The 13,669-nt window shown below is 60.0% G+C and carries 10 protein-coding genes; 6 read left to right on the forward strand and 4 right to left on the reverse strand.

The annotated features are described in order from the left end of the window. Positions 1 to 54: 54 nt before the first annotated feature. Entirely contained in the window at positions 55 to 2,244 is a 2,190-nt protein-coding gene (gene malQ / locus BN4575_RS06905) for a 4-alpha-glucanotransferase (RefSeq protein WP_068977652.1), read from the reverse strand. Between the two features lie 348 nt (positions 2,245 to 2,592). Between malQ and gap the strand changes: the two genes are divergently transcribed. Together gap and BN4575_RS06915 are read left to right on the forward strand one after the other, a co-directional pair. Then, positions 2,593 to 3,588: a type I glyceraldehyde-3-phosphate dehydrogenase gene (gap, locus tag BN4575_RS06910; protein ID WP_042023497.1), complete on the forward strand. Its 996-nt coding sequence runs from the start codon at positions 2,593 to 2,595 to the stop codon at positions 3,586 to 3,588. Between the two features lie 85 nt (positions 3,589 to 3,673). Further along, positions 3,674 to 4,540, forward strand: a complete 867-nt coding sequence (locus BN4575_RS06915; protein WP_068977653.1) for a D-hexose-6-phosphate mutarotase — start codon at positions 3,674 to 3,676, stop codon at positions 4,538 to 4,540. Positions 4,541 to 4,610: 70 nt separating this feature from the next. Here the strand turns inward: BN4575_RS06915 and nadA are convergent, their stop codons facing one another. Then, the gene (gene nadA / locus BN4575_RS06920; protein ID WP_068977654.1) at positions 4,611 to 5,684 is read right to left on the reverse strand and encodes a quinolinate synthase NadA; all 1,074 of its coding nucleotides are present in this window, start codon (positions 5,682 to 5,684) and stop codon (positions 4,611 to 4,613) included. Positions 5,685 to 5,823: 139 nt separating this feature from the next. Between nadA and BN4575_RS06925 the strand changes: the two genes are divergently transcribed. Next, on the forward strand, positions 5,824 to 7,929 hold the full coding sequence (locus BN4575_RS06925) for a methyl-accepting chemotaxis protein (protein WP_068977655.1): 2,106 nt from the start codon (positions 5,824 to 5,826) through the stop codon (positions 7,927 to 7,929). 69 nt (positions 7,930 to 7,998) lie between these two features. Here BN4575_RS06925 and BN4575_RS06930 read toward each other — a convergent pair whose 3' ends face one another. Then, positions 7,999 to 8,454, reverse strand: a complete 456-nt coding sequence (locus BN4575_RS06930) for an NfeD family protein (RefSeq protein WP_068977656.1) — start codon at positions 8,452 to 8,454, stop codon at positions 7,999 to 8,001. Further along, positions 8,451 to 9,374 (reverse strand): SPFH domain-containing protein, encoded by a 924-nt coding sequence (locus BN4575_RS06935; protein WP_068977657.1) that lies wholly within the window; start codon positions 9,372 to 9,374, stop codon positions 8,451 to 8,453. The genes BN4575_RS06930 and BN4575_RS06935 overlap by 4 nt, the downstream gene beginning before the upstream one ends. 197 nt (positions 9,375 to 9,571) lie before the next feature. Here BN4575_RS06935 and cysG point away from each other — a divergent pair, with 197 nt between their 5' ends. The 3 genes from cysG to cysN all read left to right on the forward strand — a co-directional run bounded on the left by cysG (position 9,572) and on the right by cysN (position 13,453). Further along, entirely contained in the window at positions 9,572 to 11,008 is a 1,437-nt protein-coding gene (gene cysG / locus BN4575_RS06940) for a siroheme synthase CysG (protein ID WP_068977658.1), read from the forward strand. 72 nt (positions 11,009 to 11,080) lie between these two features. Continuing rightward, complete coding sequence (gene cysD / locus BN4575_RS06945) at positions 11,081 to 12,013, forward strand: sulfate adenylyltransferase subunit CysD (protein ID WP_368664535.1); 933 nt, start codon at positions 11,081 to 11,083, stop codon at positions 12,011 to 12,013. Between the two features lie 12 nt (positions 12,014 to 12,025). Then, positions 12,026 to 13,453, forward strand: a complete 1,428-nt coding sequence (gene cysN, locus BN4575_RS06950; RefSeq protein WP_068977659.1) for a sulfate adenylyltransferase subunit CysN — start codon at positions 12,026 to 12,028, stop codon at positions 13,451 to 13,453. The last annotated feature ends 216 nt before the right edge of the window (positions 13,454 to 13,669 follow it).

Below are 13,669 nucleotides of genomic sequence, written 5' to 3' on the forward strand. Positions count from 1 at the left end.
ACTCCGGCCTGGGCCGGAGTGGATTTAGGTGAGTCAGCTGTGTTGCACAGTGGCTCAACGACTGGCCTCATCACGGGCTTGGCTCATTTTGCCAGCCAGTGCCTTGAGTGCCTCATTGGCAAAAATATCTTCCAGGTCAGCAGAGAGCTTGCGGCGCCAGTTGGGGTATTCGTAACTGGTGCCCGGCACGTTGACCGGTTTGTCCATCTCCAGCCAATCCTCCAGCTGGGTACTGAACAGGGCGCAGCTACCGCGGGACATGTGGAGCTGCAGACCGTGGTTGAGTTCGGTGTTCATACCGACCCAGTTCACGTCATGGCTGATGTGGTCAGAGATGACGTGATGCGCATGCAAGCTGTCCAGGATCCGCTGCTTGGCCTGATGGCGATCAGCATACAGCGTCTTCAAAACATCCTCATCTGGATATAAACCCAGTTGACGGCCCAGCGCCAGATCATCGCAATGCCAGAATCCCTTGAGGGTCGGCATGTCGTGAGTGGTCAGGGCTGACATCGCCTGCTCGGTGTAGTGCGCAGGTGAGATAAAGCCGCCATCCGTCTTGGCGCGCTCGAAGAAGAACACCTTGTAGGAGTGCACGCCATTCTCTTTCAGGGTCACGTCGATCCCTTCCGGCACAGTGCCCAGATCTTCGCCGATCAGCAGGCACTGGTTGCGGTGGGATTCGAGGGCCAGAATGCCCAGCAGATCGTTGACCGGATAATAGATGTAGGCGCCTTTGGCGGCAGATGCTCCGGGCGGTACCCACCACAGGCGCAGCAGCGCCATCACGTGGTCGATGCGCAGTGCGCCACAGGAGCGCATGTTGGCGCGGAACATCTCCACCATTGGCTGGTAGGCGGCTTCAAACAGCTGGTTCGGATTCATCGGGGGCAGGCCCCAATTCTGACCCAGTGGCCCCAGTACATCAGGCGGCGCGCCGACCGAGGCTTTCGGGCAGTAGAGATCCTGGTTGGCCCAGATCTCGGTGGAGCCTTCAGAGACGCCAACCGCCAGATCCCGGTAGATCCCCATCACCATGCCTGCCGCCTTGGCGCGCGCATCGGCTTGCGCCAGCTGCTCATCGGCCAGGAACTGCAGGTATAGGTAGAAGTTCACATCTTGCTGATGCTCGGCCATCCAGGCGGCAACTGCGGGGTTGTGGTAATTGCGGAACGGCTCCGGCCATACCGGCCAGCCCCAGGCGTTGTCGCCCTTGGCATAGAAGTAGGCCTGCAGGGCATCAAATGCCGCTTGCTGTTGCAAGCTGTCGCCACCGGCGGCCACGAAGGCATCAAAGGCAGCCTGACGTTCGGCGCCAAAGCTGGCTTCGTCGAACACCTGACCCAGCATGGCGAGTTTGGTCTGGATAACGCCAGTGTAATCGACGTTCTCCTGGGCGCGCAGCTCGGCCAGATGTTGCTGGAAGGTGGGGCTTGCCACTTCCGCTTTCAGGCGATCGCTCTGCTGGAATTCAGGCACCGCTTCCACATTGATATAGGCGACGTTGAGCCAGCGACGGGAAGAGGGGCTGTAGGGGCTGGCACTCTCCGGATTGGCCGGATAGAGGGCGTGGATAGGGTTGAGGCCGACGAAGTGGGCACCCCAGGCGGCGGCTTTCTCGACCAGCTGGCCCAGATCGCTGAAATCACCGATGCCCCAGTTGTGGCGGCTGCGCAGGCAGTAGAGCTGCACGCTCGGGCCCCACACCTTGCGGCCATCGGCAATCGGCGCCTGCTTGTAGCAGGCTTGGGGCGCAACGATAAGGCGCATGGTAGCCAGCGGCTCGTCGTTGCCCTCTTCCAGCAGCACCAGCTGGTGATAGCCCAGCTCAGGGGCCATCTCCAGCGTCACCTGATAGGCCTGGCACTCCATCTCCTCAAATTCAGCCACGCCGACCAGCTCACCATCGATGGGGGTGAATTGACCGGACAACACCGCACCCTGCTCCTGCTGGAGCTGCCAGATGAGGGCGTCGTTGACGAATTCGAGGGGGAGGCGGACCTCGAGGGTGACGGCGTCGCCGGTGCGAACCACCATCACAGGATCCAGCGCCCGCAGCCAGTGCTGGCGATGCTCCTCTTCCAGCTGTTGCACCAGTGCAGCCTCGTCATCGACGCGGTAACCCATGGCGCCCAGCATGGCGGCCTTGCTCTCTTCGGATACCTGTGCCGGATGGCCCCAGGCATCAACATATTCACTGGCAATGCCTTTTGCGGCAGCCAGCTGTTCAATCAGGGTGGTCATAGTTTGAGAATTCCCGCTGTGGATTCTATCTATACTATTTTGATTCATTTTTATGGGTTGGTATGTGAACAGTGGCTTTTGGGCCATGCTAAACCGCGCACATTTTTACATATCTCTGTGAATGGTTGTGTGACCGGGCAGGCACTATTGTGGATCTCTGTGCACGACCCCGTTATGACACTATTTTCATCAAAATATGGTAATCAGTTACATAAACAGAAAATTAATTTCACAGTTTTTCATGACGTAGCGCAATTTCAGACAGAAAGTTGGTTGACTCACCTGAGAGTTCTAGTAAATTTACAAACGGAATTTTCTTTAACTACTGAACAGTTAGGTAACAAAATTATGACTATCAAAGTAGGTATCAACGGTTTTGGCCGTATCGGTCGTTTCGTATTCCGTCTGGCTTGCGAGCGTGCAGACATCGAAGTTGTTGGTATCAACGACCTGATCGATGTTGACTACATGGCTTACATGCTGAAGTACGATTCAACTCACGGTCGTTTCAACGGTACCGTAGAAGTTAAAGACGGCAACCTGGTTGTAAACGGTAAAACCGTTCGCGTTACCGCCGTTCGTGACCCAGCTGAGCTGAAGTGGGGCGAAATCGGTGTTGACGTTGTTGCCGAAGCGACTGGTCTGTTCCTGGATGACGCTACTGCACGTAAGCACATCCAAGCTGGTGCCAAGAAAGTTGTTCTGACTGGCCCGTCCAAAGACGCTACCCCGATGTTCGTAATGGGTGTTAACGACGCGACCTACGCTGGCCAGGACATCGTTTCCAACGCTTCCTGCACCACCAACTGCCTGGCACCGATCGCCAAGGTTCTGAACGATACCTTCGGTATCGAGTCTGGCCTGATGACCACCGTTCACGCTACCACTGCTACCCAGAAGACCGTTGATGGTCCGTCCGCCAAAGACTGGCGCGGTGGTCGTGGCGCTGGCCAGAACATCATCCCGTCCTCTACCGGTGCAGCTAAAGCTGTTGGCGTAGTTATCCCTGAACTGAAAGGCCTGCTGACCGGTATGGCTTTCCGTGTTCCGACTCCGGACGTGTCTGTTGTTGACCTGACCGTTAACCTGAAGAAGCCTGCTACTTACGAGCAGATCTGTGCTGCAATGAAAGCCGCTTCCGAAGGTTCCATGAAGGGCGTTCTGGGCTACACCGAAGATCAAGTTGTTTCCAACGACTTCATCGGTGAGCGTCAGACCTCCGTATTCGATGCCAAAGCCGGTATCCAGCTGAACGACAAGTTCGTTAAAGTTGTGTCCTGGTACGACAACGAAATGGGCTACTCCAGCAAAGTTCTGGATCTGATCGCTCACATCTCCAAGTAATTTGGGATGCGCAATCGCGTAGCTTAAAAAAGGCGGCCATTGGCCGCCTTTTTGTTTTTCGCTTCCCCTGATGACAGGAGTCCATATGCATACCATTCGTCCTCTGACCGCCAACTGCCAGCTCGCCAACAACGCGGCCGGTCTGCCGGTTCTCACCATCAACAATGACTATGGCAAGGCAGAGATAAGTCTGTTTGGTGCTCATGTGCTGAGCTATCAGCGTCATGGTGAGCCCGCCTCCATCTGGCTGAGCGACAAGGCGGTGCTGGATGGCAGCAAGCCGATCCGTGGCGGCATCCCGCTCTGCTGGCCCTGGTTTGGCCCTGCGCCAGCGCGCGTCGGCAGTGGCAAGCCTTCCCATGGTTTCGCCCGTACCACCCTCTGGGAGCTGGACGGTGTGTCCGACCATGCTGATGGCACGCTCGTCCATCTGTCTCTGCGCGACAGTGACGCGACCCGCGCCCTGTGGGATCACCCCTTTGAGCTGGAGCTGGATGTGCTGGTGGGCAAGGAGCTCTCGCTGGTGCTGGCCACTCGCAACACCGGTGCTCAGCCGCTGACTTATAGCGGTGCATTGCACACCTATCTTGCTATCAGCGCACCAGACGCTGTGAGTGTGACCGGTCTGGGCGAGCCCTATGCCGACAAGCTGACCGGACAGGATGCCAAGCAGCAGGGTGCATTGACCCTCAATGGCGCGCTGGATCGGGTCTACTGGCAGCCAGAGGCGCTGGTTTGCGTCAAAGATGGCGAGCGTGAGACCCGGGTAGTGAGCGGCCACCACGACAGCGTGGTGGTCTGGACCCCCTGGTTGGAAGGCGCCACCGCCATGGCCGACATGAGCGACGATGGTTATCGCACCATGTTGTGTGTCGAGGCGGCCATCGCGGGTGAGGCGGGGGTCACTGTTGCGCCGGATGAAGAGCACAGCTTCTCTACCGTGATCATCTAACTTAAGCCACATCCCATAAAACCAGAGGGCACCCATCGGGTGCCCTCTTTGCATCTCGAACTCGTTGCAATCAAGCGTTGCCTTGGGTCTTGAGCTTGAGTTCGGCGGCAAAGTTGAGCATCCGATCGAGGGGGATAAGCGCTTTGACCCGCAGTTCCTCATCTACATGGATCTCGTGCGGCTCGGCGCCATCGGTGAGGGCGGCTTTGATCGCCACCAGACCGTTCATCGCCATCCAGGGGCAGTGGGCGCAGCTGCGGCAGGTGGCGCCATCGCCACCGGTCGGTGCTTCAACCATCTCTTTATCCGGGCAGGCCTGTTGCATCTTGTAGAAGATGCCCCGATCGGTTGCCACGATCAGCTTCTGCTGGGGCAGCTCTTTGGCGGCCTTGATCAGCTGGCTGGTGGAGCCCACCGCATCGGCCAGCTCGATCACCGAGGCGGGGGATTCCGGATGAACCAGCACGGCGGCGTCCGGATTTTGCTCTTTCAGCTCGCGCAGGGCGCGGGCCTTGAACTCGTCGTGGACGATGCAGTGGCCCTGCCAGCGCAGCATCTGGGCGCCGGTCTTCTTCTCGATGTAGGCACCCAGATGGCGATCCGGGCCCCAGATAATCTTGTGACCCTGACTGTCGAGGTGCTCGACAATTTCCAACGCGATGCTGGAGGTGACCACCCAGTCAGCCCGCGCCTTGACCGCTGCCGAGGTATTGGCATAGACCACCACGGTATGGTCGGGGTTGGCGTCACAAAAGGCCGAGAACTTATCGATAGGGCAGCCCAGATCGAGGGAACATTCAGCCTTCAGGGTCGGCATCAGCACCTGCTTATGGGGGCTCAGGATCTTGGAGGTCTCACCCATGAAGCGCACCCCGGCGACGATCAGGGTCTGTGCCTCATGATCCCGGCCAAAGCGGGCCATCTCCAACGAATCCCCGACGAATCCGCCGGTGGCTTCGGCCAGCGCCTGGATCTCGGGATCCGTGTAGTAGTGGGCCACCAATACCGCCTTGCGAGTCTGGAGCAGCGCCTTGATGTCTGCGATCAAGGTCGTTTTCTGCTCGGCGCTCAGGGGAATAGGCTTGGCCGGAAAGGGGTAGTCCATTTCGACTACCGGCGGGACACTGCTCAGTGCATTGCTCATTGCGACTGTTCCATCAACGCTCGGGAAGGCGAAAATTATAACCAGAAGCTGGCGACAAACCCATCACAAATCCGGTGAAGCGCAAGTGGGGGAATATACTCAGATAATTCGTTGTCACCCTGCCATAAGGAGTTGCCCCATGAAGCAACGCTCCCTCAAGTTCAAGTTGTTGTGCCTGACCATGGGACTGTTTCTGCTGACCGGGCTAGCCATGACCCTGTTGCAGTCGGCCTCCTTCAGCACCCTTCGTACTATGGTGATGACCCAGACCAGTGCTGCGCTGGAGCAAGAGGTCTCCCGCAGCCTGCAGTATCAGGCGGAGCGCTATGCCATCCAGATCGCCTCGCTGATGCAGAACTCCTATCAGATCCCCCTGACTGTGGCCGCCCAGATTGAAGCCGGGATGGCCAAGCCGGAGCTGCGGTTGTTGCGGCCGCAGGTCGAGTCGCTGCTCGGCAGCAGCTTGCAGCAGGCGAGCGGGATCAGCTCCATCTACGCCCAGTTTGAACCGGATGGTTATGACGGCGAGGATGCCAACTGGTTGGCGGGGGCCAGCCACTCGGTGGTGGGAAAGGGGAGTCTGGAGATCTACTTCACCAAGGGCCAGGGGGGGGCGGTCACCCAGCAGCAGATTGATGCTGCGACCAGCGAGGCCAAGTTCGATACCTCTCTCAACGAATTCGGCATTCGTAACAGCGAGTGGTATCTCTGTGGCCGCGATACTCGCCAGCCCTGCCTGATGGAGCCCTACCTCTACGAGATAAGCCCGGGCAACAAGATGTTGATGACCAGTTTGACTGTGCCCATTCTCCATGATGGCAAGTTTGTCGGGCTGGCCGGGGTGGATATGAACCTGCCCATCTTCCAGCAACTGGCTGAAAATCTTGGCAAGAGCCTCTATGACAACAAGGCCGATGTGACCCTGGTCAGCAAGATGGGGCTTATCGTGGGTAGCAACCGCTATGCCGACAAGCTGGGTCGTCCGCTCAAGGAAGTGGGGCTGACGTTGCCCACCGGTCAGCCGGTGAGTAGCGACAGTGACTTCATTCTCCAACAACCGATCCGGATCGAGGTGGCCAATACCCAGTGGTGGCTGATGATCAAGGTGCCCAAGGCGTTGGCGCTGAGCAAGGCGCACACCATCAGTGGTGAGCTTGGCACTCTGTTGGGAGATGCCCAGCGTCAGCAGGTGTTGGCGATGGGGGTCATCATCCTGCTGGTGCTGGGACTGCTGGTCTGGTTTATCCAGACCATTACCGCGCCGCTCTCCCTCATCAGTCGCCATGTGGGTCATCTCTCCAGCAATGAGGGGGACTTGACCCAGCAGATGGATATCGACACCCATCAGGAGCTGATCGACCTTGGCTCCCAGCTTAATGCCTTCCTCGGCAAGCTGCGGGGTATGGTGCAAATGAGCAAGGGGATCGGCCAGCAGGTCTATCAGCAGGCGCGGGAGATGAAACATACCGCCGACACCATGCGCAACAGTCTGGATGAACAGAGTCTGGAGCTGGAGAGCGTGGTGAGCGCAATGCACCAGATGAGCACCACAGCGGTCAGCGTGGCGGGTTATGCCGAACAGGCGGCGCAGGAGTCGGAGTCTGCGACCCACCACATCAATACCGCCCAACAGACCCTCAGCAACGCGCGTAACGAGATCCATACCCTGGTCGGGGATATGCATGAGGCGGACAAGGCGGTGGCGCTGGTGGCCCAGCGCAGTACCAATATCAGCCGGATCCTCGATGTGATCCGCGCCATTGCCGAGCAGACCAATCTGCTGGCCCTCAATGCCGCAATCGAGGCGGCCCGGGCGGGGGACATGGGCCGCGGCTTTGCTGTGGTGGCGGACGAGGTGCGGGCGTTGGCGACCAAGACCCGGGAGTCGACCGACGAGATCGGCCAGCTGATCGGCAGTCTGCAGACCGAAGTGAGCAGCAGCCAGCGTCTGATGAATACCGGCATCGAGCGCTCTGCCACCACGGTGCAGGGCACCGAGCAGGCGTTCGAGGCGCTCAATCGGGTGGTGGCCCAGATCCAGCAGATCCACGACCACATCAGTCAGGTGGCCACCGCCGCCGAGCAGCAGAGTGCGGTGAGCGACACCATCAACCAGAACCTGATGCGGATCGGCGATACCGCCAACGTGATCGGACAGGAGGCCAGCTCCAGCCATCAGCTGAGCGAGGCGCTGGAGCAAGCGGCCACGGCGCTGGCCAGCCAGCTCGACCGGCTGCGTACCTGAGTGGCAGCCAGAGAAACAAAAGCCCGCGAGCGATCGCGGGCTTTTTTATGGTTCGATGGCAGAGCGCCGTCAGTGGCGGGGTTCAACCAGCAGGATGTGGGAGTCGGCCCCCACCACCCTGACCTTGCTGCCCGCTGGCAGCGACGCGTCGCAGCGCACCGTCCAGACCGTATCGTCCAGATGTACCCGGCTGATGCCTTGGGCGACATCATCCAGCAGGGTCAGCTCGCGGCCCATATAGCTCTGCATCCGCTCATTGATGGTGCTGGCGGCATCCTGACCCGAGTTGTCACGCTGGTGCTGCCAGCGCCACCAGGCCCAGGTGGTGAGCAGGGATTGCACCGCAAACAGCAGCAACTGCGCCTGCCAGCCAAAAGGCCAGACCAGCAGCAGTAGCCCTACTTCCAGCGCGGCAATGCCGGTCCAGAGCAGGAAGCCCACCGAGCCGAGCACCTCGATGGCCAGCAGAATGAAGCCGAACCCCAGCCAGTGCCAGTGGGTCAGCCCCTCGAACAGGGCTGTCATGACTTGCTGCCCTTGCCATCTTTGTTGAACAGCTCTGCCATGCCAGCCACCGAGCCAATCAGGCTGCCCGCTTCCAGCGGCATCATGATGATCTTGCTGTTGGGGCCTTCACCGATGCGGGCCAGCGCTTCGGTATATTTCTGGGCCACGAAGTAGTTGATGGCCTGCATATCACCCTCGGCGATGGCTTTGGAGACCATGTGGGTCGCCTTGGCTTCTGCTTCTGCTGCCCGCTCCCGCGCTTCGGCGGCGAGGAAGGCGGCCTGACGTTCACCTTCGGCTTTCAGGATCTGGGACTGCTTCTCCCCCTCGGCTTTAAGGATCTTGGACTGGCGCACCCCTTCGGCTTCCAGCACCTCGGCCCGTTTCTGGCGCTCGGCCTTCATCTGGGCGTTCATCGCTTCGACCAGCGCCAGCGGTGGACGCACATCTTTAATCTCGATGCGGGTCACCTTGATGCCCCAGGGGGCGGTGGCCGCATCCATGGTGCGCAGCAGCTTCTCGTTGATGGTGTCGCGCTGGGAGAGCATCTCGTCCAGCTCCATGGCACCGAGCACGGTGCGCATGTTGGTCATGGTGAGATTGCGAATGGCACTGGTGAGGTCGTTGACTTCATAGGCGGCTTTGCGGGCATCCACCACCTGCACGAAGCTGATGGCGTCGATGGTGACGTTGGCGTTGTCGCGGGAGATCACCTCTTGCGCCGGGATGTCCAGCACCTGTTCCATCATGATGATCTTGTGACCGACTCGATCCACATAGGGGATCAGCAAGTTAAGGCCGGGGGAGAGGGTGCGGGTGTAGCGGCCGAAGCGCTCCACGGTCCAGTTGTAGCCCTGGGGCACTATCTTGATGCCCGCGCTCAGGGTGACGATCACCAGGAACACGAAAATCCCTAGCACGATCAATGACTCATTCATCATTTAGCTCCTTATGAAACACAGCCCCTAGCCTATGGTCTGGCGTCAGGTACCACAAGTGACTTCACTCGCCTTTGTCGTGAATTGGCTTTGCTAATTACTTAAAAGCATTAAAAAGCATTTTTTATTATTTTGAGGGATAAGCTGCCCTGCCTATAGTCGCCCCATATTAGTCGTGTTCCGAGGGATGGGCCGAAATGGATTATTTACCTATGTTTGCCAAGTTGGAAGGCCGCCCGGTACTGCTGGTGGGCGGGGGCGAAGTTGCCCTGCGCAAGGCGCGCCTGCTGCTGGCGGCCGGTGCCCGGCTAACCCTGGTCTCCCCGGATCTTGAACTCGAATTCACGGAATTTGCCGGTCGTTTCACCCATCTGGCGGAGCGCTTCACTCCGGCCCATCTGGCAGGCCAGATCCTGGTGGTGGCGGCGACCGACTGCCTCGAAGTCAACGCGCTCGTTTATCAGAGTGCCAACCAGCTGGGTCTGTTCGTCAATGTGGTGGATGACCCCAAGCGCTCCAGCTTTATCTTCCCCTCGATCATCGATCGCTCGCCGCTGATGGTGGCGGTCTCCAGCGGCGGCAAGGCGCCGGTGCTGGTGCGCCTCTTGCGCGAGCGGCTGGAGAGCCTGCTGCCGCGCCATCTCGGCGGGCTGACCGAGCTCTCCGGCCGGGTCCGTGACAAGGCCAAGCGGGTGCTCTCTTCCATATCCGATCGTCGCCGCTTCTGGGAGCGCGCGTTTGCCTCCAACACCCTCGCCAGCCTGATTGAGAAAGAGGATTGGCAAGGTGCCGAGCAGTGGCTGAGCGATGGTCTCGACCATGCGAAAAGCGAAGTGGGGGAAGTGGTGCTGGTCGGCGCGGGCCCCGGTGATCCGGGCCTGTTGACCCTCAAGGCGCTGCAACAAATTCAACAGGCTGAAGTGGTGCTCTACGACCAGCTGGTTTCGCCTGAGATCCTCGATCTGGTGCGCCGCGATGCCACTCTGGTATCGGTTGGTAAGAAGGCGGGGGCCCACAGTGTGCCGCAGGAGGAGACCAATCGCCTGCTGGTTACGTTCGCCAAAGCGGGCAACCGGGTGGTGCGACTGAAAGGGGGCGATCCCTTTATGTTTGGCCGTGGTGGCGAGGAGCTGGAAGTGCTGGCCGATGAAGGCATTCCCTTCTCGGTGGTGCCCGGCATCACGGCCGCTGCCGGTGCCACCGCCTACGCCGGTATTCCGCTGACCCACCGCGACCACGCCCAGAGCGCCGTCTTCATCACGGGCCATTGCCAGCAGGAGGGCAAGGAGCCCGACTGGCAGCAGCTCGCTTCAACCAACCAGACCCTGGTGATCTACATGGGGCTGATGCGCTCCGAGCATATCCAGCAGCAGCTGGTGGATCACGGCCGAAGCACTGCCACCCCCATCGCCATCATCGAGCGCGGCACCACCGCCTGTCAGCGGGTGCTGACCGGCACGCTGGCCGACTTGGCCGAGCTGGCCAAACAGGCGGTGAGCCCGTCCCTCATCGTCATCGGCGAAGTGGTCGCCCTGCGCGATCGGCTGGCCTGGTTTGGAGAGCTGGGCGGCGAGCAGCAGCGCGCTAACCCGGATCTCGATGGCTGCGACCTCAAGCTGGTGCAGCTGGCTTGAGTCAGAAAGAGATATTTGATGCGGCTGCCGGTGCGGCCGCGCACTGAACCACCCAGCGCCCCGAGCAGGCGCATAAGCAATGACCCGAGGACCAACATGGACCGTGAAAGATTGACGCACTTGCAGCAGCTGGAAGCCGAGAGCATCCATATCATCCGCGAGGTGGCTGCCGAATTTGAAAACCCGGTGATGATGTACTCCATCGGCAAGGACTCCTCCGTCATGCTGCATCTGGCCCGCAAGGCCTTCTATCCGGGCAAGATCCCGTTCCCCTTGCTCCACGTCGACACCGACTGGAAGTTCAAGGAGATGATCACCTTCCGCGACGAGACTGCCAAAAAGTACGGGCTGGATCTCATCGTCCACAAGAACCCGGATGGCCTCGCCATGGGCATCAACCCCTTCGTGCACGGCAGCGGCAAGCACACCGACATCATGAAGACCGAGGGGCTCAAGCAGGCGCTCAACAAATACGGTTTCGATGCCGCCTTCGGTGGCGCCCGCCGCGATGAGGAGAAGTCCCGCGCCAAGGAGCGGGTCTACTCCTTCCGTGACAAGTCTCACCGCTGGGATCCGAAGAACCAGCGTCCGGAGCTGTGGCGGGTCTACAACAGCCAGGTTAACAAGGGGGAGAGCATCCGGGTGTTCCCGCTCTCCAACTGGACCGAGCTCGATATCTGGCAATACATCTATCTGGAGAACATCGACATAGTGCCGCTCTACTTCGCGGCCCACCGTCCGGTGGTGGAACGCAACGGCATCAAGATCATGGTGGATGACGATCGCATGCCGCTGACCGCCGAGGATGAGGTGAAGCAGGAGCTGGTGCGCTTCCGTACCCTCGGCTGCTACCCGCTGACCGGGGCTATCGAGTCATCTGCCACCACCTTGCCGGAAATTATTGAAGAGATGCTGCTCACCACCTCGAGCGAGCGGCAAGGGCGGCTGATTGACCACGATCAGGCCGGCTCCATGGAGCAGAAGAAGCGTCAGGGATATTTCTAAGGAGTCGTCAGCATGAACAGCCATATTCAGACCGCCATCACCGAACAGGGCATCGAAGCCTATCTGCACGCCCAGCAGCACAAGAGTCTGCTGCGTTTTCTCACCTGCGGCAGCGTGGATGACGGCAAGAGCACTCTCATAGGTCGCTTGCTGCACGACTCCCAGCAGATTTATGAAGATCAGCTCAAAGCGCTGGAGTCCGACAGCCAGAAGCTTGGCACCACCGGCGAGAAGCTGGACCTGGCGCTGCTGGTGGATGGCCTGCAAGCGGAGCGCGAGCAGGGCATCACCATAGACGTGGCCTACCGCTATTTCTCGACCGCCAAGCGCAAATTTATCATCTCGGATACCCCGGGCCATGAGCAGTACACCCGCAACATGGCCACCGGCGCCTCCACCTGCGATCTGGCCATCATCCTGATCGACGCTCGCAAGGGGGTACTGGATCAGACCCGCCGCCACAGCTTTATCGCGAGCCTGCTTGGCATCAAGCAGTTCGTGGTGGCGGTCAACAAGATGGATCTGGTGGAGTTCAGTCAGGAGGTGTTCGAGCGCATCAGTGCCGATTACCGCGAATTCGCTAAAAAGCTCAGCGTCGATACCATCCAGATCGTGCCGGTCTCGGCGCTGGACGGTGACAACGTGGTCAACCAAAGCGACAAGCTGGCCTGGTATCAGGGCGAAACACTGCTGGCGCTGCTGGAGTCTGCGGAAGTGGAGCGCGAGCTGGAGCGCCATCCGGTGCGCCTGCCGGTGCAGTACGTGAATCGCCCCAACCTCGATTTTCGTGGCTTCGCGGGGACGCTGGCCTCCGGCATTCTGCGGGTGGGCGACAAGCTGGCGGTGCTGCCGTCGGGTAAAGAGAGCACAGTGACCCGCATCGTTACCTTCGACGGGGATCTGGAGTACGCCCTGCCGGGTCAGGCCATCACCGTCACCTTCGCCGACGAGATCGACATCAGCCGCGGCGACCTGCTGGTGGATGCCGCCAACCGTCCGCAAGTGACCCAGAACCTGCTGACCCATATCGTCTGGATGGGGGAGGAGTCCCTGCAACCGGGCCGGGTCTACGACGTCAAGCTGGCCACCAAGAAGAGTCGCGGTCAGGTGGAGGCCATCCGCCACCGCATCGACATCAACAAGCTCGACGAGCTGCCCGCAAGCGAGCTCAAGCTCAACGAGATCGGCCTGTGCGAGCTGAGCCTCACTGACCCGGTGGCGTTCGACCCGTATCGGGAGATCCGCGATACCGGCAGCTTTATCCTGATCGACCGGCTGACCAACGTCACCGTCGGCGCCGGCATGATAGTGGAAGGTCTGGCGGCGAAAGCGGTTGCTGGGCGTTATAGCGAGTTCGAAATCGAGCTCAATGCGCTGGTACGCAAGCACTTCCCCCACTGGCAGGCGCTGGCCATCGGTAACGACAGCGGCAAGCAATAGATCGTCGTTCTCCCTCCCTGCGGGAGAGAGCAGGATGATGAGCTTCCCCCGTTATCCCCCCCTCCTGCCGCCGAGGAAAAGAGGGGGTAGGGAGTCAGTGTTCCCTCTCCCTTTGGGAGAGGGTTAGGGTGAGGGGCCTGATCCCACCGAGGAAAATAGGGAGCAGGGAGTCAGTGTTCCCTCTCCCTCAGGGAGAGGGCTAGGGTGAGGGGGTCG

This window comes from Aeromonas sp. EERV15, assembly GCF_900079845.1.
Lineage (GTDB): Bacteria > Pseudomonadota > Gammaproteobacteria > Enterobacterales > Aeromonadaceae > Aeromonas > Aeromonas sobria.

Coding starts and splice junctions, on each gene's coding strand:
- malQ (WP_068977652.1), bottom strand. CDS start 2,244: ATGACCACCCTGATTGAACAGCTGGCTGCCGCAAAAGGCATTGCCAGT.
- gap (WP_042023497.1), top strand. CDS start 2,593: ATGACTATCAAAGTAGGTATCAACGGTTTTGGCCGTATCGGTCGTTTC.
- BN4575_RS06915 (WP_068977653.1), top strand. CDS start 3,674: ATGCATACCATTCGTCCTCTGACCGCCAACTGCCAGCTCGCCAACAAC.
- nadA (WP_068977654.1), bottom strand. CDS start 5,684: ATGAGCAATGCACTGAGCAGTGTCCCGCCGGTAGTCGAAATGGACTAC.
- BN4575_RS06925 (WP_068977655.1), top strand. CDS start 5,824: ATGAAGCAACGCTCCCTCAAGTTCAAGTTGTTGTGCCTGACCATGGGA.
- BN4575_RS06930 (WP_068977656.1), bottom strand. CDS start 8,454: ATGACAGCCCTGTTCGAGGGGCTGACCCACTGGCACTGGCTGGGGTTC.
- BN4575_RS06935 (WP_068977657.1), bottom strand. CDS start 9,374: ATGAATGAGTCATTGATCGTGCTAGGGATTTTCGTGTTCCTGGTGATC.
- cysG (WP_068977658.1), top strand. CDS start 9,572: ATGGATTATTTACCTATGTTTGCCAAGTTGGAAGGCCGCCCGGTACTG.
- cysN (WP_068977659.1), top strand. CDS start 12,026: ATGAACAGCCATATTCAGACCGCCATCACCGAACAGGGCATCGAAGCC.